17 protein-coding genes and 1 pseudogene are annotated in these 22,776 nt (G+C 60.9%); 9 read left to right on the forward strand and 9 right to left on the reverse strand.

The window, feature by feature from the left end; genetic code table 11:
* The first annotated feature begins 9 nt into the window (after positions 1 to 9).
* Complete coding sequence (locus tag PspR76_RS31440; RefSeq protein ID WP_256347291.1) at positions 10 to 144, forward strand: hypothetical protein; 135 nt, start codon at positions 10 to 12, stop codon at positions 142 to 144.
* Here PspR76_RS31440 and PspR76_RS15090 read toward each other — a convergent pair.
* From PspR76_RS15090 to PspR76_RS15100, 3 genes are all read right to left on the reverse strand, one after another.
* Entirely contained in the window at positions 135 to 1,487 is a 1,353-nt protein-coding gene (locus PspR76_RS15090) for a cation:proton antiporter (RefSeq protein ID WP_159956434.1), read from the reverse strand. The two genes, PspR76_RS31440 and PspR76_RS15090, sit on opposite strands and share 10 nt — an antisense overlap.
* Positions 1,488 to 1,558: 71 nt before the next feature.
* The gene (locus PspR76_RS15095; RefSeq protein ID WP_174245628.1) at positions 1,559 to 6,556 is read right to left on the reverse strand and encodes a glycosyltransferase; all 4,998 of its coding nucleotides are present in this window, start codon (positions 6,554 to 6,556) and stop codon (positions 1,559 to 1,561) included.
* 157 nt (positions 6,557 to 6,713) lie between these two features.
* Positions 6,714 to 7,640 carry a LysR family transcriptional regulator gene (locus PspR76_RS15100; protein ID WP_159956435.1) on the reverse strand — a complete coding sequence of 309 codons (927 nt, stop codon included), beginning with the start codon at positions 7,638 to 7,640 and terminating at the stop codon, positions 6,714 to 6,716.
* A gap of 113 nt (positions 7,641 to 7,753) precedes the next feature.
* On the opposite strand from PspR76_RS15100, the gene PspR76_RS15105 reads away from it, so the two are divergent.
* The 7 genes from PspR76_RS15105 to PspR76_RS15135 all read left to right on the forward strand — a co-directional run bounded on the left by PspR76_RS15105 (position 7,754) and on the right by PspR76_RS15135 (position 15,161).
* A complete protein-coding gene (locus tag PspR76_RS15105; protein ID WP_159956436.1) occupies positions 7,754 to 8,737 on the forward strand; it encodes an aldo/keto reductase in 984 nt (327 codons plus the stop codon).
* A 61-nt stretch (positions 8,738 to 8,798) separates the two neighbouring features.
* The gene (locus tag PspR76_RS15110; protein ID WP_159956437.1) at positions 8,799 to 9,551 is read left to right on the forward strand and encodes a CDP-diacylglycerol diphosphatase; all 753 of its coding nucleotides are present in this window, start codon (positions 8,799 to 8,801) and stop codon (positions 9,549 to 9,551) included.
* 330 nt (positions 9,552 to 9,881) lie between these two features.
* Positions 9,882 to 11,876 carry an aminotransferase class I/II-fold pyridoxal phosphate-dependent enzyme gene (locus PspR76_RS31480; protein WP_159956439.1) on the forward strand — a complete coding sequence of 665 codons (1,995 nt, stop codon included), beginning with the start codon at positions 9,882 to 9,884 and terminating at the stop codon, positions 11,874 to 11,876.
* A gap of 39 nt (positions 11,877 to 11,915) precedes the next feature.
* Positions 11,916 to 12,755 (forward strand): transporter substrate-binding domain-containing protein, encoded by an 840-nt coding sequence (locus PspR76_RS15120; protein ID WP_159956441.1) that lies wholly within the window; start codon positions 11,916 to 11,918, stop codon positions 12,753 to 12,755.
* 1 nt (position 12,756) lies between these two features.
* Positions 12,757 to 13,461 (forward strand): ABC transporter permease, encoded by a 705-nt coding sequence (locus tag PspR76_RS15125; protein WP_159956443.1) that lies wholly within the window; start codon positions 12,757 to 12,759, stop codon positions 13,459 to 13,461.
* A 6-nt stretch (positions 13,462 to 13,467) separates the two neighbouring features.
* Entirely contained in the window at positions 13,468 to 14,166 is a 699-nt protein-coding gene (locus PspR76_RS15130; protein ID WP_159956445.1) for an ABC transporter permease, read from the forward strand.
* Entirely contained in the window at positions 14,163 to 15,161 is a 999-nt protein-coding gene (locus PspR76_RS15135) for a DMT family transporter (RefSeq protein ID WP_159956448.1), read from the forward strand. The genes PspR76_RS15130 and PspR76_RS15135 overlap by 4 nt, the downstream gene beginning before the upstream one ends.
* Here the strand turns inward: PspR76_RS15135 and PspR76_RS31280 are convergent.
* Positions 15,117 to 15,656 (reverse strand): annotated as a pseudogene (locus tag PspR76_RS31280) (TetR/AcrR family transcriptional regulator); the annotation flags it as partial. The gene PspR76_RS15135 and the pseudogene PspR76_RS31280 sit on opposite strands and share 45 nt — an antisense overlap.
* A 90-nt stretch (positions 15,657 to 15,746) precedes the next feature.
* On the opposite strand from PspR76_RS31280, the gene PspR76_RS15145 reads away from it, so the two are divergent.
* Positions 15,747 to 16,745, forward strand: coding sequence for a succinylglutamate desuccinylase/aspartoacylase domain-containing protein (locus tag PspR76_RS15145; protein ID WP_159956452.1), 999 nt, complete (start codon positions 15,747 to 15,749; stop codon positions 16,743 to 16,745).
* 790 nt (positions 16,746 to 17,535) lie between these two features.
* Here PspR76_RS15145 and PspR76_RS15150 read toward each other — a convergent pair.
* The 5 genes from PspR76_RS15150 to PspR76_RS15170 all read right to left on the reverse strand — a co-directional run bounded on the left by PspR76_RS15150 (position 17,536) and on the right by PspR76_RS15170 (position 22,770).
* Positions 17,536 to 18,789 carry an EAL domain-containing response regulator gene (locus PspR76_RS15150; RefSeq protein ID WP_159956454.1) on the reverse strand — a complete coding sequence of 418 codons (1,254 nt, stop codon included), beginning with the start codon at positions 18,787 to 18,789 and terminating at the stop codon, positions 17,536 to 17,538.
* 9 nt (positions 18,790 to 18,798) lie between these two features.
* On the reverse strand, positions 18,799 to 19,182 hold the full coding sequence (locus PspR76_RS15155; RefSeq protein WP_159956456.1) for a response regulator: 384 nt from the start codon (positions 19,180 to 19,182) through the stop codon (positions 18,799 to 18,801).
* The gene (locus PspR76_RS15160; protein WP_159956458.1) at positions 19,167 to 20,516 is read right to left on the reverse strand and encodes a sensor histidine kinase; all 1,350 of its coding nucleotides are present in this window, start codon (positions 20,514 to 20,516) and stop codon (positions 19,167 to 19,169) included. Before PspR76_RS15160 ends, PspR76_RS15155 begins: the two co-directional genes overlap by 16 nt.
* 218 nt (positions 20,517 to 20,734) lie before the next feature.
* A complete protein-coding gene (locus PspR76_RS15165; protein WP_159956460.1) occupies positions 20,735 to 22,111 on the reverse strand; it encodes a sensor histidine kinase in 1,377 nt (458 codons plus the stop codon).
* Positions 22,108 to 22,770, reverse strand: a complete 663-nt coding sequence (locus PspR76_RS15170) for a response regulator (protein WP_159956462.1) — start codon at positions 22,768 to 22,770, stop codon at positions 22,108 to 22,110. Before PspR76_RS15170 ends, PspR76_RS15165 begins: the two co-directional genes overlap by 4 nt.
* Positions 22,771 to 22,776 lie beyond the last annotated feature (6 nt).

Raw genomic sequence — 22,776 nt, forward strand, 5'->3', positions numbered from 1 at the left:
GAGACAGTCATGTCAGAAGAAGACGACGACGAACTCAATGACCCGGGCAACGAAGACCCAGGCTCATTGATGGATGATGCAGAAGTGCCGCTGAACGACTTGGATGACGCGGCAGATGTTGGCCATACCGAAAATCAGGACTGAGCGTTCACCTTGGCACGTCGTTCATACCACACCAGCATCGGCTGGGTGCTGAGGCCATGAACGACGATGCTCAAGGCGATCACTGACACAGTCAGGTCGACCGCGACCGCGCTGCTGGTGCCGATCAGCCCGTGGTTGAGCGCGTAGAACAGGTAGTAGATGCTGCCGATGCCGCGAATGCCGAACCAGCCGATCAAGCCGCGCTGGCGGTAGTCGATCAGGCGGCCCCACGGCATTGCAAGGACGCTGAAGGGGCGAATCACGCAAAACAGCAGCGCCGCCACGGGCACGGCTCGCCAATCCCAATGGCTGGCCTGCACAATGCCCAGCACGGTGACCAGAAAGACCTCCATCGAACGCTCCACCAAACTGCCGAATGAGAGCATGTCGCCCATCATCACCCCGGCGGCGATTTGCGTATCGGCCAGCTCGCTCACATCACCTTGCAGGGCGCGCGCAGGCTCCACTTCCAGATGGCCGACCACTGGCAGCGCCAAGTGCTCCGACGGTGTCTTCGAATTGCCGGTGGATTTGAATTCGGCCTGGCGCAGGCCCAGCCCGGCGGCGAATACCGACAGAAAGCCATAACCGCCCAGCGCTTCCGCCACCACGTAGGCCAGGGCAATCAAGGCCAGGGTGAGGTAGTCATTGGGCGACAAGGTGCTGTCTTCGTTGGTGATACGCATCCACAGCGTCACACGGCCAATGCCGCGGGCCATCCAGTAGCCGGTCAACAGCCCGACCGGCACCGCCCACAGCAGGTTTTTCAACACCCAGCCACCGAACCAGTCGCCGTCGAACCCGCCGTGTTGCATGAACAGCAGGGCAAAAATCACAAAGGGAAACGCAGTGCCATCGTTCAAACCGGCTTCGCCGGACAAGCCAAAGCGCAGCGCGTCATAGTCCTGTGCATTGTTGACCTGCACCAGCCCGGCCAGCACCGGGTCGGTCGGCGCAAGAATGGCGCCGACCAACAGCGACACACCCCACGACAACGAAAACAGGTAATGCAATGCCAGGCAGACGCCAAGGATGGTCAGCAGCATCACCGGTCCCGCCATGCCATAGGCAATGCGCCAGGTGCGATGACGCAGCGGCAAGCGCAATTTCAAACCGCTGACGAACAGCGAAAACAGCACCGCGACTTCAGTCAGGTGCTCCATCCAGCGCGCGGAGCCTTTGATATCCAGGTGCAACAGGTCCACGCCCAGCGGGCCAATGGCCACGCCCAGCAACAGGCACACCGCCGAAGTGGTCACCGGCATCCAGCGCAGGTAGGAAGAGGTGAGGGCGAGCGTGAGCAGTACAGCGCCCAAGACCGCCAACCATAGAATAAATGTCATCGTACTTGCACTCGGCCGTGGTCTATCCAGGTTGGAGGACGACGGCCGAGTGGTGGTTCAATGTACTTCGATCAGGTAAAGCGCCAGGAATTCTCGGAGCCCACCTTGATGTCGAACCGGTACTTGAGCGGCCAGTAATGCTCTTTCATCTGCTGTATTCGGTTAGCCAGGCGATCGGGAGGCGTAATGCCATTTCTTCTGTACCCCTCAAGTATCTCTGGTGCTATGTCGGCAACCGGGCCTACTCCCACGACTTCTTTTCCTACGTACTTGACTTTCTTGTAACCCCCATCAAAACCCGCCTCGTACATGTCGGGTCTTTTCGACTTGAGAACGTCGTTAAACACATTGGGCCCCACGGTATCGAATATTTTCGTCTCATAAACCCTGAATGCTGCAGAAGTGGTAACTTCACCATCAGCCCCTACAGTTGCATACTCTCGATTGGCCTCGAAGTACTTCTTATTTGCCTCAAACCGTTTCTTTTGCCCTTCGATGATGTCGAGCAGCACAGGATTACCCGGTCGTGTTGCAAAATGGCTGGTGTTATAAAAGGTATTATTGTCAGTGGCCCAATGTGTAGTCGGCCTACCAAGCAGTATATCGTTCGCGCCTGCCAACATCGGATCGGCAGTGATGGTGTTTTGAATGACATCATCGGTGTCGAGATACGTACCGCCATCTTTATACATGATCGGATAACGTGCCACGTCCGAAGCAGCCGACAGGTTTTTTCCTTGCCCTTGCCGGTAATACTGGTACAGCTCGCTATTCAATACCGGTTCGAAAGCCTTGTCCTCGCGCAGATTCACGAGGGTGATGCCAGGCACCTCGCTTTGCAGTTTGGCCTTGATCTGTTGAAAAATAATCGGGCTGTCGGCGTCAACATGCAGAATTGAGGTGTAACCCGGTGTTTGGCGGGCGTTGTGGGCCATCGTGTCGATCAAGTTCTGAGGGATTTCCTTGCCCGCCCAGAAATAGTGCAGTTTGGTTGGCACAGGTTTTAAGTCTTTCGGAATACCTAAAACCAGTGGCGTCGAAATATTAACCAGCTTGTAGAGTTTCGATTCCAGTTTCTTGGCGTTTGAAAACTCATCAAACGTTCCGCGTTGCCACTGGCCTTTCCCCGTTCTCCAATAATAAAAGTGAGTCTGTACCTTATCGGTACCGTAGACAAATTGGGTTTCCGTCCACGCGCCGGCTGTGCTGTCGAAGGTGACCTTATGATTGAGGCCCTCATACGTAAGCGAAAAGGGCGTCGCTGAATTTTTCGTTTCGTGAATATCATCTATCGGCACCGCAAACCTGCCATGCCCCAAATCCCAGCGTCCCGGCGCGCTGCCCGCGCCCCCCAGCAACCGGTCGGCTCTTGCCGCCGGCACCCACCCGGATACGCCCAGATCCTTGACAGGTATATCGGGGCCCGCGCCTTTGGGGTGGAGGATGACGCGCTGGCCGTCTTTCAACCTGGATTCATACAGCAGCCCATCGACCTTTACATATTCCTTTTTACTCGCTCCCACGTACACGTTGCCCTGTGTGCCCTGAGTCGATAACGCGTCCGAGGCGATGTATTTGGCTTCATAGCCTGTTAGATGGGGGTCCAGGGTAATGACTTCGCCATTGACCGCAACGCGGGTTGGGGTGAAATCGAGCAACGGTGGGCCAAAGGCGCGGTTCTTCAAGGGATCGTATTGATGCCAATTACCTTGATACATCACGGCAGGCCCCTCGACAGTTTCCTGCCCGACCTTGAACCTGCCCGTTGCCGCCAGGCCGTATCGCTGGCTGGCAGTTTTCACGACATCATCACTGGCGATGGCGTGCAAACTGTTGGCGTTTGTAGTCACGGGCGCATCGGGGACGAAGTTCGTCATCGGGTTGCCGGTGGATCTTTTGGTGCGTGGATTAAAGTCGTACCACTGACCGGTCGCCTCGTCGCGTTGGGCCAGGACTTTACGGCTGCCCGTACCATTGGCCGCTTTGATTGTTCCCTGCGCCACGTCGCCTTTTTTTGCCAACTCAAGCAGATTGACCCCCGAATAGGCGGCGCGTAGTTGTTTGACACCCTTATAGGCTTTATTGACCACATAGCCCCCGGCCTGGAAAACACCCCGCGCCAAATCATCAATACCGCCAACGGGGTTAAGTGCGCCCACCGCCGCCCGGCCGATGATCTTGACCGCCTGGGCGGCCCTGGAGAGCGCGGACGCACCGGCAGACAGGGCTTTTGCGGCCTTGGCGGCGGCGCCGAGCCCGACCACAAAGCCGAAGACATCAAAGGCCAGGTCGACAATGCCTTCGGTAATCTTGCCTTCTTTGAAGTTGATAATGGCTGACCTGAGCGGGATCAGGTTCAGCGCAATTTCGCCTACGATCTTGTAGGTCGGGACTTCAGTCTCGAAGGTTGTTGCACCCTTGGCGTATTGGCGTACCGCAGGCAGGTCCATGTCCTCGATGACGGCATCGATAAGGTATTGGGTTCGGTCACTGGAGAAGCTATTGGGCGCACCCTGAGCACCTGGGCGTTCGTCGGTGATCCCGGGTGGGTGTTGGCCTGCGGGAGTTATCAGGTCGTATTTTTTACCTTTGGCCGGGTACCAACCCTCGCTTGGCACTCTTTCCTCATACGTTTTGTCCGGCCGCCGCGTGAAGGTGCCCCTCAGTCGATCGTAGGCATACGTCATGACGCTCAACTTGCCGTTGATGTAGCGTTTGGTCTCGAACAGCAGCACGCCGTTTTCAGTACGCTGAGGCAAGTCAGGCCTGTCGTAGTCGATTTCCCTGCGCACGGTTATTTTGCCGTACTGCAGATTCTGCTGGTCTTCCAGCGGCAGTTTGGAAATCCCGTATTTGAACGCCGCTGACGTGGTCTTTTTGATGGCGTCTTCGTATTTCGCAAAGTCCGCATCAAATTGCTCCTCCGGTCTGGGCAGGTCTTTGAGTTTGGGCAGCATCTCGTTGACTTTGACATCAGCCGATGATGAGACCCACACCGCCGGTGTCCCGTCAGCCGCAATGCTGATACCGCCTCCCGTAAAGAATTTGAAAAAACCACGGCCTATGCCCCAATCAGTGTTCGAGTCGGGTGGCGACCCCACCAGTGCCCGGCCATCGCGAAACAGATCCTTTAGCGAATAAGGTCCGGGAAAGTGGCGGTTGGAGGGCTTTGACCTGATGCACTTTTTATCGAACAGCTTGGGGTCCACGCCCGGTAAGGCTTGTTTCATGAATTCGGTGGCGATGGCGTCGGTCATCGGCATCTTGATGTCCGGCGTCGCGGCGGCGGCGCTCAGCACACGCAGCTGCGCATCGAATTCCTTGCGCACCTCGGCCAGGGCGGTATCGGTGGTCGGATAAGCCATGCCATTTGGCGCCGCCCATTCCTTGATCGCCTGGTTCTGGGCGGCATACTCAACCTGGCGTTCGTCCTCTGAGATCGGTGCAGTGCTGGCGGCGAGCATGATTTGCGCGTAGCTCATTGCGGCGGTCGCACCCGGCGCTTTCGCCTCTATGCGAGCGACCGCCGTGGTGAAGCTGACCCAGCTGTGGGTGCCCACCCCCACTTCCTTGGGAATGTCCTTGACCAGGAATTGCGGGGCGCGGCTGGCGAGCATGAGGTGGGCGTGTACCCGCGCGGTGTCCACGGAACGGGCTGTGCCGTTGGACACCAGATGAGCCGCCAGCTCCTCGACGACCGCCGACGGGTGCTTGTTGTGGTTGGCAACCGAAACCAGTTGATAGCCCTCAATCGCCGTTGCTTCGCCGGTGCGGCCGGTGCTGCCCACGTTCAAGGCGGCCAGCAGCCAGTCGGTGGCGCTGCCTTTAACCGAGCGCGCCGCGAAGGTGGCCTCAAGGGCTTTACCCAGTTCAATGCCCCGGGGCGAACTGAGCAGGGTGTCGATCAACAGGCGTGGATTACTGTGTTCCTGCGTGGTGATTGGCCTGCCATTGAGCAGGTAGTCCAGCACGTTGTTAAACGGCGTCAACGGGATGCCGCCGAGTTCACCCGCGCGTATAGCCTCTCTCAGTTGTTCCTGGCTTTTCTGGTCGAGCGGCACGGGCCAGCTCAGCGCGCCGCCCAGGTCGCCATGGGTGGCAGCCTTGGGCGGCGCGGTGGTCAGGGCATCTGCCAGGTTCACCACCTGTTCGTAGGTGGTGGGGATGTCCCAGCCATGATCCTCCAACAATTGCGTGAGGCTGACTTCGTTTGATTCGCCGGCGCCCGTTGGGAAGTAGGTGCCGTCGGCGGACAGCGGTACGGTTTTTTGCAGTTCGGCCTGGATTTGCCCCACGTCCTTGCTGCCATTGCTCAAGGCTGTCGCCAGGCGCTGCAGCGCTTCGCCTGCCCGGTATCGGTTGCGAATGTCGCCCAGAACGGCTTGCTGGTCCTGGAGGGCATCTTCACTGCGCGACTTGATCAAATCCGCAAAGCGGGTTGGGTCGAGGGGTTTGAAGTTTTGCTGCGAGCTGATCTCGTCGGCCCGCCGGTGCATTCCGGCCAGGGTCAGGTTTTGTGGCTCCTGATAAAAATGCCCAACGATCCACCAGGGCACGGGAACGTTCGTGCTGTTGACCGGAGGTGCAAACCGGAACTCCGTGCCGATGACGCGCGCAGCCTGCAGGATCGGCCCGCTGATGGCGGCCCACTGGCTGTCGTCCTGGCCAACCGTGTGCAACGTGCGCTGGGGGTCAAGCGTGCGCTCAAGGGAGTAGGAGAGCTGACCTGATTTCGGATCGAGTTTTATCGTGGAGGTGTCGATACCCGTGGCACGAATCCACTGCTGAACCTCGGGTGATTGGAAGGCATCATGCAACTGCTTCCACCATTGGCCGAATGTGGAGTGGGGCGGAATGTAGTCGAAATCGTCGACTTTCATGCGATTGCCGGCCAGGCTCAAGGCGATCACGTATTGCATTGCCAATTCATTGTCCCCGCCTGCACGCGTCGTGACCTCGGGCTGCGGGGCGGAGGCATCATCACGCTTTTGCCTGGACAGCAGCGGAGGGGGAGGTGGCGGTGGAGCGAATTGAGGGCGCGCGGCAATCGGATTGGAAACACGGCTCATAAGGACTGTCCCTTGGCGTTTGGGGATACTGACTCGCCGGGTCGGCGAGCAGCGTTTTTTCCTTACTTCGCAACAGCGTCGGATTAATTCCAGCAACCGTCGGATTAAGTCGTTAATCCATGTGTCACCCCGGCCAGGACAGCCTTCGGGCTACGGTTTAATGTGTTTCGATTAACTGCGAACCGATGGTTTTCATCCGAATCATGTCCATCAACTGACGCAGCCCCGGCTGTGACTGGCGCCGACTCGGGTAGTACATGCACAGTGGCTCGCCGATGCAGGCCCAGTCGGCCAGCACTTCCACCAGGCGGCCATCCGCCAGTTCCTGCTGCACGCGGTTGGACAGGCAGTAAGCAATGCCCACGCCTTGCAGCGCGGCATGGACGATGGTCTCGGTGTCGGCCGCGCTGAAGTTGCCGGGCACGTCGATGCGTTGCTGGCGCGGGCCGTTGCCCAGTTCCCATTTGTAGGTGGTCTTGTCGCCCAGGTACATGCGGATGCACGCGTGTTGCAGCAGGTCCTTGGGTGCCTGCGGCGTGCCGCGCCGGGCGAGGTAGGTGGGGGACGCGACCATGATCCAGCGCAACGCGCCAGTCAGCGGCACCGCGACCATGTCCTGGGGCACGGTCGCGCCATAGCGGATGCCGGCGTCGTAGCCCTCGGCAATGATGTCGATCAGGTGGTCTTCGACGATCAAGTCCAGGCGCAATTGCGGGTAAGCGTTGGCGAAATCACCGAGGATCGGTGCCAACAGCAGCACCGCGGCATCCCGTGGCACGTTCAGGCGCAAGCGGCCGATTGGCGCTTCGCGGTACAGCTCAAGCGTGTCGAGGCCGTCCTGGATCGTCGCAAAGCCCAGGCTGAGTTTTTCTGCGAGCAGCGTGCCCGCGTCGGTGGGCTCGACGGCGCGGCTGGTGCGGTACAGCAGCTTCACGCCGAGACGGGTTTCCAGGTTGCGCATGGTGTGGCTCAACGCCGAGGTGGTCACCCCCAATTCGTGAGCAGCATGGCGAAAATTGCGGCGGCGAATGATCGCCATGAACACATTCAGATCGGCCAATTCGGAACGATTTAACGCAGCCATTTCAAGCCTCTTTTATAGGAGTTCGGTTGCACGGGGCGTTGAGCCCTATTCAACCTCGGATGATCTAGAGTAATTGCTTTTCTACGTATTGTTGCGCGCACAAGGAATTTTTCATGAGTATCGAGACCCTCCGCATAGCCGGGATTGATAAGCCGATCTCGCGGATTGCCCTCGGCACTTGGTCCATGGGCGGGCACCTGTGGGGTGGCGCGGATAACGAGCAATCGACCCGGACCCTCCGCCAAGCGTTGTTAAGCGGTATCAACCTGATCGACACCGCGCCAGTGTATGGCTTTGGCCTGTCCGAAGAGTTGATCGGCAAGGCGCTGCGCGGCGTGCGCCATAGCGCGGTGATCGCGACCAAAGCCGGCCTGCAATGGGACGACGGCACCCCTCGGCGCAATGCCACGGCCCAGCGTATTCGCAAAGAGGTCGAAGATTCATTACAGCGTCTGGAAACCGACTACATCGACTTGTACCAAGTGCACTGGCCCGACCCGTTGGTGGCCCAGGAGGAAACCGCCGACACGCTTGAGCGCCTGCGCCGCGAGGGCAAAATCCTCGCCGTGGGCGTGAGCAATTATTCCTGCGCGCAAATGGATGACTTCAGCCGTCACACCGCCTTGGCCACGGTGCAGCCGCCGTACAACCTGTTTGAGCGCGCCATCGACAGCAACATCCTGCCGTATGCCAAGCAGCATTCCCTGGTGGTGTTGGCCTACGGCCCGCTGTGCCGTGGGTTGCTGACCGGCAGCATGCATTCGGCCACGCGCTTTGCCGGTGATGACGTGCGCGGGCTCGACCCGAAATTCAAAGCGCCGCGATTTGAGCAATACCTCGCCGCCGTCGCGGCACTGGATATCTATGCCCGCGAATGCCACGGCAAGTCGGTGCTGGCGTTGGCGCTGCGCTGGGTGCTCGATCAAGGCCCGACGATTGCGCTGTGGGGCGCACGTCGGCCGGAGCAATTGCGCGGTTATGAAGAGGCGTTCGGCTGGAAGTTGAGTGCCGATGACCTGACCCATATCGACCGTATTCTGGCCAGCACGATAAAAGATCCAATCGGCCCGGAATTTATGGCCCCACCCAAACGTTAGCCCTAGCGACATGGATGTTAGCGACAACAATAAATGACATCCCCGTACGTTGAGGTTTTGCATGAAACGCGGTTCCGTATTCAAGATCGCTGGTGGTTTGCTCTGTGTGATTGCGCTAATCGGCGCCTGGCAATGGCGCGGTAACCCCGATGCGCTGTGGCACATTGTCAGCCAGCAATGTGTGCCCCATCAGCAACAGCGGCAAAGCCCCAGCCCGTGCCTGGCGGTGGACCTGGACCGTGGCTACACGCTGTTCAAAGACCGCAACGGCCCGTTGCATGACCTGCTGATTCCGGTCGACAAAATCACCGACATTGAAGACCCCGCCCTTGGCCGCCAGTTGCTGCCGCATTACGTTGCCCAGGCCTGGCGCCATCGCAATGTGTTATCCGATGGCCTGGCAAAGCCGATTCCCGATCAGTTCGTCTCGGTGGCGATCAACTCGCGTTTCGGCCGCTCTCAGAACCAGCTGCATGTGCATATTGCCTGCCTGCGCCCGGATGTCTTCTCAGTGCTCAACCAAGCCAGCAACCTCGACGCACAGTGGCGTGCCTTGCCGACTCGCCTGATGGGCCACACCTACAGTGCCCGCACGCTGTCGGCGGCGGACGCCGATGTACTCGACCCATTGGCGGTGTTGCGTGAATACGTGGATGCCCAAGGCGATGCCATGAGCCATTACAGCTTGCTGATGACGCCCCGCGCCGATGGCAGCCTGGTGCTGCTGGTCACGCACCTGGCCGTCACTGAGCTGAACCGGGGCTCGGCCGGTGAGCTGCAAGACTATCGCTGTGAATTGATGAACTCGCTCTAACCTTTTCGGACCTTTCTCCATGCGCTTGACTGTGTTGGCTTCCCTGTTCCTGCTCGCCGGTGCAGACCTCTGTGGGAGCTGGCTTGCCTGCGATTACGGTCTGCCAGCTCGCTCATCAGCTTCTGACCCACCGCTATCGCAGGCAAGCCAGCTCCCACTGTAGGATCGAGCTGACACAGCCAACGGTTATTCACGACCTATTTGGACGATAAACGACACCACCCAAACCTACCCATTGAACGACTGTTCAGTTTGCACTATGTTGACCGCATCCACCCATGTGCACGCACATCGGTTCGCGCTTTTTCTTCTTGAACGAGAGGCTCTGGCATGCGGTTTTCCCCCTTCGTTGAACGAATTGCAGGGCAGGGCGTAGCCGCCTGGGACATCCACCACGCGGCGTTCCAGGCCGCAAGCCAGGGCGAAGACATCATCATCCTCAGCGTCGGTGACCCGGATTTCGCCACGCCGTCCTTTATCACCGATGCCGCCGTCAGTGCACTGCGCGACGGTGACACCCACTACACCGAAATCCCCGGCCGCCCGACATTGCGCGATGCTGTCGCCGCGCGCTACAGCAACACCCTGTCGCGGCCGTTGAGCGCCGACAACGTGATCATCGTGCCCGGTGCGCAGAACGCCTTGTTCATCAGTTCCCTGTGCCTGCTGCAAGCCGGTGATGAAGTGCTGGTGCTCGACCCGATGTACGTCACTTATGAAGCCACGCTCAAGGCCAGTGGCGCGACGCTGGTACGCGTGCCGTGTTCGCCGCAGTCGGGCTTTCGCCTCGACGCGCAACTGCTCGCTGCCGCGATCACACCCCGGACCCGGGCGATTTTCTTCTCCAACCCGAACAACCCCACCGGCGTCGTCCTCAACCCGCAAGAGCTGCAAGCCATTGCCGACCTGGCCATCGCCCATGACCTGTGGGTGGTGGTCGATGAGGTGTACGAAAGCCTGGTGTTCGACGGCCAGTATTACAGCCTCGCCGCGCTGCCGGGCATGGCCGAGCGCTGCATCGTGATCGGCAGCTTGTCCAAATCCCATGCCATGACCGGCTGGCGCATCGGCTGGATTATTGCCGCGCCGCAGATGGTCGCGCACGCCGAAACGCTGGTGCTGAGCATGCTCTATGGCTTGCCCGGTTTTGTCATGGAAGCCGCTACGGCGGCAGTGCTGGCCCATGACCAAGTGACGGTGGGCATGCGCGACATCTATCGCCGCCGCCGCGACCTGGTGGTGGCGGGTCTCAGCGCCTGCCCGGGGATCAAGGTGCAGGCGCCGCAAGCGGGCATGTTTGTGCTGGTGGATGTGCGCGGCACCGGTTTGGGTTCGTTGGACTTCGCCTGGCGACTGTTCCGCGAGGCCGGCGTGTCGGTGCTAGACGCCGCCGCGTTTGGTGAACCGGCGCAAGGTTTTGTGCGCTTGTCCTTCACTCTGGGCGAAGACCGCCTGGCCGAGGCCTGTCAACGCATCAGCCGGTTCGTCGCCAAGCTGGCCGGTGAACCGCGTGTAGCGGTGGCGGCAAAGGTCGAGGTGCTGCAGCCGGTCGAAGCCAGGAAGATGATTGAAGTCGTCGACCTGCATAAGCGTTTCGGCAATATCGAGGTGCTCAAGGGCATTTCGCTGACCGCCCACGAAGGCGAGGTAATCTCGCTGATCGGCGCCAGCGGCTCGGGCAAAAGCACCTTGCTGCGCTGCATCAACATGCTCGAAGTGCCCGACCAGGGCAGCATTCATGTCGATGGGGAAAGCATCAAACTGAACTACGCCATCCCCGGCGCGCCGCTGGTGGCCGATGCCAAGCAACTGGTGCGCATCCGCTCGACCCTGGGCATGGTGTTCCAGAACTTCAACCTGTGGCCGCACCGCACCGTGCTGGAAAACCTCATCGAAGCGCCCACCCAGGTACTCGGTGAAAGCCGCGCCGAGGCCATCGAGCGCGCCGAAGCCTTGCTCGACCGCGTGGGTCTTGCCGCCAAGCGCAACGAATACCCGGCGTTTCTCTCCGGAGGCCAGCAACAACGCGTGGCAATTGCCCGCGCCTTGGCCATGCGCCCCAAAGTCATGCTGTTCGACGAACCCACCTCAGCCCTCGACCCGGAACTGGTCGGCGAGGTGCTGCGCGTTATCCGCTCGCTGGCCGAAGAAGGCCGCACCATGATCCTGGTCACCCATGAAATGGCCTTCGCCCGGGATGTGTCTTCCAAAGTGGCTTTTCTGCACCAAGGCATGATCGAGGAAACCGGCACGCCGGACTCGGTGTTTATCGACCCACGCAGTGAGCGTTGCCGACAATTCGTCAACGCCCATCAAACGCGCTAACACCAAAAAAAGACGGGGCAAATCATGAAATGCAGACGCATGGCAACGTGGTTGGGCAGTGCAGTGTTGATGGTGGCCGCAGGTATTACTCAGGCGGCAGAAAAACCCATCGTGTTTGCAGTGGCGGCGGAACCCTATCCACCGTTTACCGTGAAGGGCGGCAACGGCCAGTGGTCCGGCTTTGAAGTGGACCTGATTCACAAGCTGTGTGAAGGCATGAAAGCTGAATGTCAGATCAAGGAAGTGGCGTGGGACGGCATTATTCCGTCGCTGCTGGCGAAGAAGATCGACGTGATTTTCTCCTCGATGTCAGTCACCGATGAACGTGAAAAACAGATCGCCTTCAGCCGTGCCTACTACGATTCGCTGCTGGGCGTGGCAGGCCCCAAGGGCGCGACGGTGGATATCACGCCTGAAGGCCTCAAGGGCAAGTTGATCGGCGTGCAGATCTCCACGGTCAGCGCCAATTACCTGAAGAAGTACTACGAAAACATCGCCGACCTTAAGTACTACGACACCCAGGAATCGGCCAATGCCGACCTGATTGCCGGGCGTATCGACTACATGATGGCCGACGACACCGCTATCGCCATGATGGTCAAGACCCCGGAAGCCAGCGGCCTGGCGCATATCGCCAGCGTACCCTACGACCCGATCATCGGCCGTGGTGTCGGCGCCGGCCTGCGCAAGGAAGACACCGCGCTCAAGGCGCGTCTCGACAAGGCCATCGGCGAACTGCTGGTGAGCAAGGATTTTGACGATTTGTCCCAGCACTACTTCGGCCTGTCGGTGAGCCCGTGCAAACGCGCTGACACCCCGGCGTATGTGAGCAAAATCTGCGACAGCCCGTACCCGCCAATCGCGCAGAAGACCGAATAACATGCTCGACCTTCTCAGCTTCGGCGACCAAGGATGGGGCAACGCGCTGCTCAAAGGGTTATGGATGACCCTGCAAATTTCCGCGGGCTCGTTCGCGGTGGGTTTGCTGATCGGCCTGGTGGTGGCCTGCGCCAAGCTCAGCGCGCCGCGCCCGATTGCACTGCTGATGCGCGGCTACACCACGGTGTTTCGCGCGGTGCCGGAACTGCTGTTGATCCTGCTGCTGTACTACGCAGGCTCCATGGGCCTCAATGTGCTGATGCTGTGGCTGGGGTTCGAGCAGGTGAACATCAGCGGTCCGCTGGTGGCGATCCTGGTGTTGGGGCTGGTGCAGGGCGCCTATGCGTCGGAGATCTTCCGCGCGGCGATCCTGGCGATTCCCCACGGTCAAATCGAAGCGGCGCGCGCATTTGGCTTGAGCGGGTTTGGCCTGTTTCGCCGGGTGACCTTGCCGATCATGGCGCCCTATGCTTTGGCCGGCATGTCCAACCTGTGGATCAACCTGATCAAGGACAGCGCCTTGATCAGCGTGGTCGGCACCAATGAACTGCTGTACACCGCCAAGCAGGCGGCGGGTTCTACCCGCCAATACCTGCTGTTCTACCTCACGGCCGCTGCCTTGTATTACCTGGTGACGCTGGCTTCCAACTACCTGTCCGGGCGCCTGGAGCGACGTATTCGTCGCTGGATGCCGGTTGTCGAGTGAGCCGCCATGCCTGAGTGGATAAGCTATTACGCAGGGTTGATCGCCAAGGGCCTGCAAACCACCTTGTCGCTGCTGGCGATCTCGGCGGTGCTGGGCTTTGCCTTGGCGGTGCTGGTGGCCTTGGCGCGGTTGTCGCGGCGCAAATGGCTGGCGCGCAGTGCGCTGGCCTACACCAGCGTGCTGCGCGGCACGCCGCTGCTGATCCAGATCTACATTTTCTACTACGGGCTGGGCAGTTTATTTGCCCAGTTCCCGATGCTGCGCGGCAGCTTCCTCTGGCCGTTTTTGCGCGACGGTTACTGGTACATCGTGTTTGCCCTGGTGCTGTCGGTGGGCGCCTATGTGGGCGAAGTGATTCGCGGTGGCCTGCTGGCGGTGCCCAAGGGCGAAATGGAAGCCGCGTCCGCGTTCGGCATGACCGCGCGCCAGGCGTTGCTGCGCGTGCGCCTGCCCCGGGCGATGCGCCTGCTGTTGCCGACGTTGGCGGGGGAGACGGTGATGCTGCTCAAATCCACCGCGCTGGCCTCGACAATCGCCGTGGTCGACCTGCTGGGCGCGGCCAACGTGGTACGCGCGCAGACCTTGCAGATCTATCAACCCTTGCTGCTGGTGGCCGGTGTCTACCTGTGCCTGACCTTCCTGATCGAAGGCGTCTACGCCATCGCCGAACGGCGTGGCACGCCGCTGCGCAGGTCAGTGGGATGAACCAGAACCGCGCGTTGCAAGGGATTGCCCTGTGCTCGCTGGCCTATGCGTTCCTGGCGTTGCAAGACGCTGTGATCAAGTGGCTGGTGGCCGATTATTCGGTGTTCAGCATTCTGTTCTGGCGCAGCCTGGTGGTGGTCGGCGCGTGTGTGATCGCCGGGCGCATGGGCCTGCTGCGCCGGGCCTGGACCTCGGTCAGCCGCAAGCTGCTGATCATTCGCGGGTTGCTGTCGTTGCTGGCGTGGTTGCTGTATTACACCGCCGCCAAGGACCTGACCCTGGCAGAAATGACCACGCTGTATTTCTCCGCGCCGATCATGGTCACGCTGCTGGCGGCGCTGATTCTCAAGGAGCGCGCCAGCCGGGGCCAATGGGTTTCGTTGATCATCGGCTTTGTCGGCGTGGTGATCGCCTGTCGCCCCAGCAATATGGTCGACCCGCTGCCCATCGCCCTGACCCTGGCCGCCGCATTGTGCTGGGCGTTCACCTACATCCAGTTGCGCCAGGTCGACCCGACCACCTCGGTGCTGGAACAGATGCTGATCACCAATGTTGTGTTTGTGATCTGCATGGCCGTGACGTTGCCCTGGACTCACACCCCGGCGCCGACACCCGCGTGGCTGGGCATGTTGGCCGCCGGGTTGGTGGGCGGTATCGGGCAATTCCTGTTGTTTGCCAGTTTCCGTCGGGCCACGGCGACCTTGCTTGCGCCGTTCGAATACACCGGTTTGATCTGGGCGTTTCTGTTGTCGAGCCTGATCTGGGGCACCTCGATGGATGTGTCGCTGATCATCGGCGCGGTGCTGATCGCCGTCAGCGGCACCTTGGCGATGCTCAGCGCGCGCCACCCCGAGTCACAAGACGTGGTCGGCGCCGAATGCGCCGTGACGCAACCCTTGTACCCAGCAGCGGCAGATGTGCAAGCCGTTGGCCGGGCTGAAGGTGCCGGGGTTGAGGCACCCCTCGAGCCAGAGCCCGTCAAGCATCGCCGATAGGCCGATGGCCGCCAGGTGGCTGTCGTGGATCACCAGTTTTTCGCTGCGAGCGAGGTCGTCGAGCAGTTGCTGGATCAGCGCCAGGTAGGCGCGGTAGCTGTTTTCGTGGGACTGGTTTACGTGGGGCGAATGGCGGATCAGGCTCCAGAACACCACCCACACCCCGAGCAGGTCGGGGTCCATGACGCGCGGCGAAAACGAGGCGCTGAGAAACGCATCCAGGCGTGCGGCGGCGCCTTCGGCCAACTCGACTTGCGCCCATAGCGCGCGGGTCAATTCACTGGCCAGCTTGTGGTAGGTCTCGGCGATCAGTGCATCGATGCTGCCGAAGTGGTGGTTGAGCAAGCCCACGGAAACACCGGCTTCAGCCGCGATCTTGCGCACGGAAATCCCGGCATGGCCGTCGCGGGAAAGGCAGGTGAGGGTGGCGGCAACCAGCAGGTCCCGGCGTTCATCGGGGTCGGCACGGCGCAGTTTGGGAGGGTCGATGCTCATGGGAATGCCTTTGATGAAAGACCAGAGCGCCAAGGTTAGTTGAACGTGTGTTCAATCTCTAGCAATTAAATGGTGAGAGGAGGGCAAGGCATGGCAAAAGACCTTTCGTGGCAGGTAGCAGGCGACGCCGGCAACCGGCTGCACATCGGCGCCTGGCGCTTCGAAGGCGACGGCAGCGGGCCAACGGTTCACCTGCAAGCGGGCGTGCACGCCGATGAAATCGCCGGGATGCTGGTGCTGCACCAGTTGCTGCCGCGCTTGCAGGCTTGTCAGGATCAGGGCCTTCTCAAGGGCACCGTGACCGTCGTGCCCCAGGCGAATCCCTTCGGTATCGGCCAATTTCGCCAGGGCAAGTTGTTGGGGCGTTTCCACGAAGCCACCGGGCAGAACTTCAACCGTGCCTTCGATCATTCCCTGGCGATGGAACGCCCGGCAAGCAACCTGGCGCAGTGGCAAAAAAGCCTGGTGCAACTGGCGGCCGACGCCGACCTGGTGCTCGACCTGCACACCGACGACGAGGCCCTGCCTTACCTCTATATCCACCGCAGCTTCTGGCCGGAACCAGGCCTGGCCCTGGCGGCGGCGTTGCAGGTGGAGGTGGTGATCGTCTGGGATGACGGCGGTGACGGTTCTTTTGAAGAAACCATCATCAACCACGGCGCACCACAGCTGGCGGCGACGATCGAATTGCGCGGCCAGGCGGATGTCAGCGACGCGCTGGCGCAGCAGGACGCCGATGGTTTATGGGCCTGGCTGTGCATCAACGGCGTGATTGATGAAGTGGCGGCCATCAACGAATGGCAGGGCGACGTGGTGGACATGGGCTGCATGGAAACCATCCTCGCACCCTGCGCGGGTGTGCTGGTGTTTGAACAAGGCCTGGGCGATCAGGTGGAGGAGGGCCAGCGTTTTGCCCGGATTATCGCAAGGCCTGGTGACCCCACCTCAGAAGTGATTTTGCACGCTGCACAAACCGGCCGCATGGTCACCCGCCACCGCGAACGCCTGGTGGCCCAGGGTTCGGTGGTGGCCAAGTTTACCGGCACGCGCCTGTCCGACAGCTACAGCGGCGGGGTGTTGGACCCATAACATTGTCTATGTACCCCCCATCCAACTGTGGGAGCAGGCAAGCCAGCTCCCACCTTCGACCGCATTTATTCAGGCTGTAACCCATTCAACTGTGGGAGCGGGCTTGCCCGCGAAGGCGGCGCATCAGGCCATACATGAGTCAGCTGACCCACCGCTATCGCAGGCAAGCCAGCTCCCACCTTCGACCGCATTTTTCCAGGCTGTAACCCAGTCAACTGTGGGAGCGGGCTTGCCCGCGAAGGCGGTGTATCAGGCCATACATGAGTCAGCTGACCCACCGCTATCGCAGGCAAGCCAGCTCCCACATTCAACCGCATTTATTCAGGCTGTAACCCAGTCAACTGTGGGAGCGGGCTTGCCCGCGAAGGCGGCGTATCAGGCCATACATGAGTCAGCTGACCCACCGCTATCGCAGGCAAGCCAGCTCCCACCTTCGACCGCATTTTTCCAGGCTGTAACCCAGTCAACTGTGGGAGCGGGCTTGCCCGCGAAGGCGGAGTATCAGGCCATACATGAGTCAGCTGACCCACCGCTATCACAGGTCAGCCAGCTCCCACCTTCGACCGCATTTTTCCAGTCTGTAACCCAGTCAACTGTGGGAGCGGGCTTGCCCGCGAAGGCGGTGTGTCAGGCCATACATGAGTCAGCTGACCCACCGCTATCGCAGGCCAGCCACCGAATCTGCACCCAGCTGCCGCCAGTGCCGCCGTCGGAACTCGCCCTGATCAGCGGCGTCGAGCGCTTGAGTGCTACCCACCACGGGCTGATCGACTGTTTGCGCGAGGCCGTTTCACAGCCTGGGCAGGCGTTCCAGTAACAGGCGCTCAAGGGTGGCTGCCGGCAGCGGCCGGCTGAACAAATACCCCTGAATCTGATCGCAGCCGGCGTCCTTCAAAAACGCCAGCTGCGCCTGGGTTTCCACGCCTTCGGCAACCACTTGCAGGCTCAGGCTATGGGCCAGTTCAATGATGGTGCGGGTGATTGCCGCGTCTTGCGGGTTGGTGGTGACTTCGCGGATAAACGCGATGTCGATCTTCAGCGTATCGATGGGGAACCGGCGCAGGTACGCCAGGCTTGAATAGCCAGTGCCGAAGTCATCAATGGAGATCTTCACGCCCAGGTTGCGCAAGCGTTGCAGGCTGGCGATGGTGTGCTGGGTGTTTTCCATCAGCGAGCCTTCCGTCAGCTCGACCTCCAGCCAATGCGGTGCGACGCCGGTTTCTATCAGGATGCGTTCGATGTCGGCAATCAGGTCGCCCTCGATCAATTGATGGCCGGAAACGTTGACGGACACCTCGACGGCGCCAATCAGGCCGCGTTGCCACTCGGCAATCTGCTGGCAAACGGTGTCGATCACCCAGCGCCCGACCGGCACGATCAACCCCAGGCTTTCCAGCACCGGTACGAACACCGCCGGCGACACCGCGCCGTAGCCGGGGCGCTCCCAGCGCAGCAGGGCTTCAAGGGCGCATATCTGCCCGCCGGCAAGTTCGACCTTGGGTTGGTAATGCACCGTGAATTCATTGAGTTCCACTGCTTGGCGCAAGGCATTTTCCAGGTCCTGGCGCGCCAGGTCATGCACGCTCATGCCGGCCGGCGCGCCCGTTTCCCGTCGCAGTTGCTGCTCCAGCACCAGGTTGTGGGTTTTCAACTGATCGCCACGCGCCTTGAGACGCAGCAGGTTGCGCACGCGCAACCACAACTCGGCACGCTCCACCGGTTTGCTGATGAACTCCTCGGCGCCGGTTTCCAGCCCGCTGACCCGCGCGCTCGGCTCACTGAGGGCCGAGAGCATGATGATCGGGATGCTGGCGGTGGTTTCGTCGCCCTTCAGCTGGCTGGCGACTTCATAGCCGTCCATGCCCGGCATCATGATGTCCAGCAGGATCAGGTCAGGTGGCTGTTGCGCCACGAGCTGCAGCGCTTCTTCACCGCTGCTCGCACTCAGGGTCTGGTAGCCCTGGTGTTGCAGCAGGGTTTCCAATAGCTTGCGAACCTGGGGTTCGTCATCAACGATCAACAGCGTTGCGGGTTGGCTGGCCATGGAGAGGACTCATAGAAGAGGGTTGGTGTGTGGTTGCAGCAAGGTGTCGATGACCTGGTACAGCTCCTTGTAACGCAGCGGCTTGATGATGTAGGCGTCGCAACCGGCCAGCCGGGTCTTCTCGCGGTCTTCCTTCATGGCCATGGCGGTCAGGGCGATCACCGGAATGTGCGCGGTATTTGGGTCTTGCTTGAGCAGCGACGTGGCGGCGAGGCCGTCCATGCCCGGTAGCTGAATGTCCATCAGGATCAGTGCCGGTTGTTTTTCCCGCGCCAGGGTCAGGCCAGTTTCCGCATCCGCCGCCCATAACACGGTGTGACCGGCATTGAGCAGCAACAAGCGCGCCAGGCGCATGTTTGCCTCGTTGTCTTCGACGATCAGGATTTCGGCCATACAGCCTCCGGCGCACGGTGCAGGGGCAGCCACACCACAAAACGCGTGCCCAGGCCTGCGCGGCTGGCCACGGCGACGCTGCCGCCATGCAGGTCGGTCAGTTGCTTGACCATCGCCAGGCCCAGGCCTGTGCCTTCGAATTTACGCGCCAGGCTGCTGTCGATCTGGCTGAAGGCCTTGAACAGCTTGCTCATGTCCTCCTCGGCGATGCCAATGCCGGTGTCGCTGACACTCAATTCCAGGAACTGCGCGTGGGTGCCGGGCTGCAGGGCGAAGCCGTGGGTCGCCCAATCGCCGGGGATCTGCCCGACCTGCGCGCGGCTCACTTCGCGCACTGCCAGGGTCACGCTGCTGCCGTGTTCGCTGAACTTCACCGCATTGGCCAGCAGGTTGTAGACGATCTGCTTGGTCTTGCGCAGGTCCAGTTCCAGGGTGCCGAAATCGGCCTCGCATTCCAGCTTCAACTGGATGCGTTGCAGGGCGGCTTTTTCGCGCACGATCAATAAACTGTTGGCGAGCAAGCCCGCCAGTTCCACGGGCTCCAACTCCAGGTCCATCATCCCGGCCTCGACCTTGGACAGGTCAAGAATGTCGTTGATCAGTGACAGCAGGTGCTGGCCGCTGGTGAAGATGTCGCCGATGTATTCGCGCTGCACCTCGCTCATGTCGCCGACCAAGCCATCCTTCAAGGCCTCGGAAAAGCCAATCACCGCGTTCAGCGGCGTGCGCAGTTCGTGGGACATGGTGGCGAGGAACTCGGACTTCATGTGGTTGGCGTGTTCCAGCTCCAGGTTCTTTTCTTCCAGCGCGCGTTCGAAGCCTTTGCGCTCGGCTTCTTCCTGTTTGCGCGCAGTGTTGTCGGTGCCGATCAGCAGGTAGCCGATGATCGTGTCGTGGCGGTTGCGCAAGGCCGTGACCGAGACCATCGCTGACAGGCGACTGCCGTCCTTGCGGATATAGGTCAGCTCGTAAATATCTTCGATGCCGCGCGAGGCCTTGAACACCAGGGCTTCGAAGCCTGGGTTGATCGGCGTGTCCAGCTCCAGGCTAAGGGCGGCGGCGCGGGTAATCAGCTCGGCGGGGTCGGAAATGTCGGCGGGGGTAATGCGGTTCAGCACGTCGTCGGCGGCGTAGCCGAGCATGCGTTCGGCGCCGACATTGAAGATTTGGATCACGCCTTTTTCGTCGGTGGCGATGCTGGAAAAATACGCGCTGTTGAAGATCGCGTCTTGCAGGGCGCCGGTCTTGAGCAGGGTTTTCTGACGTTTGAATTCGACGATTTTTTCGGCCCGCGATTGCGGTTCGAGTGGTCGGTCGGTGGGGCTTTTATCCATCGCGGTGGCGTTCCGGGAACTTCAGGCCCGCCATCATCGAAAGCCGATGGCGCAGAGCATGCTCACAGAAGATCGCGCAAAGGCGATGAGGAGGAGATGAGGTCTTTGGACAATAGCAGATGCTGCGCTCAGCGCTGTACGAATACACTCAAACGAGTGACGCTATCGTAATGCTCAGAGCGCCACGCTACGGATGATCTGGTTTTGTCGAGGGCCAGCTATGGGTCAAGTGACCCCGGGATCTGCAGCGCGGCCCTCAACCCGCCGCCAGCCAGGTTGTCCAGGCTGACATGCCCACCAAGCCGTTCGGCGATGGTCTGTACGATCGTCAGCCCCAAGCCTGCCCCTTCGGCGTTGCCCCTGCTGTAGAACAGCTCGAACAGGCGCTCACGCTCGCTCTCGTCAATACCGGGGCCCTGGTCATCGACTGTCAGCTCGAAACCCAGGGCGTTTTTGCGCAACCCCACGGTAATCACCCCATGTTCGGGGGAGAAGTTCGCTGCGTTGGTCACCAGGTTGGTCAGGGCGATATTGATCGCTGCCGCATCGGTGTTCACGTCGTAGGGACCATCGTCCACGTCGAATACCAGCTCCAGGCCCTTGCTCAGCAGCCAAGGGGTCAACTGAATCAGTGTTTCACGCACGGTCGTCGCCAGGTCGATGGCCTGCGCCGGGGGTTGTGCGCCGCTGGGCTCCAGGCGCGCCATGGTCAGCAATTGGTTGACCAGGCGGCTGGTGCGGTCGACACCCGTGATCAGAAAGGCCAGGGACTCGCGCCGTTCGGTTTCCGTGCCGGCTTCCAACAGGTTTTGCGCGTGCACGCGCAAGACCGCCAGGGGCGTGCGCATTTCGTGGGCGGCGTCGGCGATAAACCGGCGTTCGCGGCCGAGCATTTCCTGGATGTGCGCCAACATGCGGTTCAGCGCGGCTTGCATCGGCTCCAGTTCTATCGGCAGCGGCGTCAGTTGCATAGGTTCCAGGGAGCCGGAATGCCTTGCGCGTAAGGTGGCCGCCATATTGGCCAGCGGCTTGAGTCCCCAGCCGATCGCCAGCCACACCATGGCCGCCAGGATCAGGCTACCGAGCACATTGGGCCACAAGGTGTGGCGCACGATGCGGCTGACCAGGTCGGAACGCACGTCGTCGCGCTCGCCTACCCAGATCCGCAGCCCGTTGTCTTTGTCCTTGAGCACAAAGCCGCGCCACTGCCGGCCATTCAGGTCATCGACATTGCTGTACCCCGGTTGGGCGGGCGGTGTGGCAAATGCTGGGGCGCTGGTGGTAAACACCAACAGTTCACCCTTGGGGCCCCACACCTGGAAGGCGATTTTACTTTCGTAGGGGTGCCCGTCCACCTTGGGGTTGGCTTCGCCCAAGGCTTTGTTGAACGCGCGGTACAGGTCCGTGCGGTCTTGGCCGGCCAGTGGCATGCTCATGACGCCTTGCAGCAGTCGCGCGTTCTGCGCCAGTTGGGCGTCGTAGACTTCGGCAATTTCATGGTTGCTGTCGTGCAGGTTAAGCACGCTGATCACCAATAACCCGGTAAGCAGCAGGCCAATGATCAACCTCAGGGTGCGCCGCCGAATCGATGTCATCGGCGCTCCTCCACCAAGTAGCCGACGCCGCGAACGGTGCGGATCAGCTCACTGGAGAACTTCTTGCGCAGGTGATGGATGTGCACCTCCAGGGTGTTGCTTTCCGCTTCTTCGTTCCAACCGTAGAGCAACTGCATCAACTGGTCGCGGGTCATGACGCGCCCGGGCGGCGAAAGCAGTTCGTGCAGCAGTTGATATTCCTTGGGCGTGAGCAGCACGGTGTCGCCGTGGTAGCTGACCTGTTGCGTGCTGGGGTTCAGGCAAATGCCCGCATGTTCGATCAATACCTGCGCGCGCCCGGCGCTGCGGCGCAGCAGCGCACGCAGGCGGGCCTTGAGCTCGGCCAGGTCGAAGGGTTTGATCAGGTAATCATCGGCACCGGCGTCAAGCCCGGCGATGCGGTCTTCGGTGGCATCCCGCGCCGTGAGGATCAGCACCGGCACGCTGGCGCCGCTGTCACGCAGGCGGCGCAATACTTCCAGGCCATCCATGCGTGGCAGGCCCAGGTCCAGCACGACCACATCAAAGGTTTCGCTGAGCAACGCATGCAAGGCACTGCTGCCATCTTGCAGCCAGTCAACGGTGTAGCCCTCACGCACCAGCGCCTGGTGAATACCTTCGCCCAGGGCTACGTCATCTTCGATCAGTAATAGCCGCACATGGAC

Origin of the sequence: Pseudomonas sp. R76 (genome assembly GCF_009834565.1) — a bacterium.
GTDB lineage: Bacteria > Pseudomonadota > Gammaproteobacteria > Pseudomonadales > Pseudomonadaceae > Aquipseudomonas.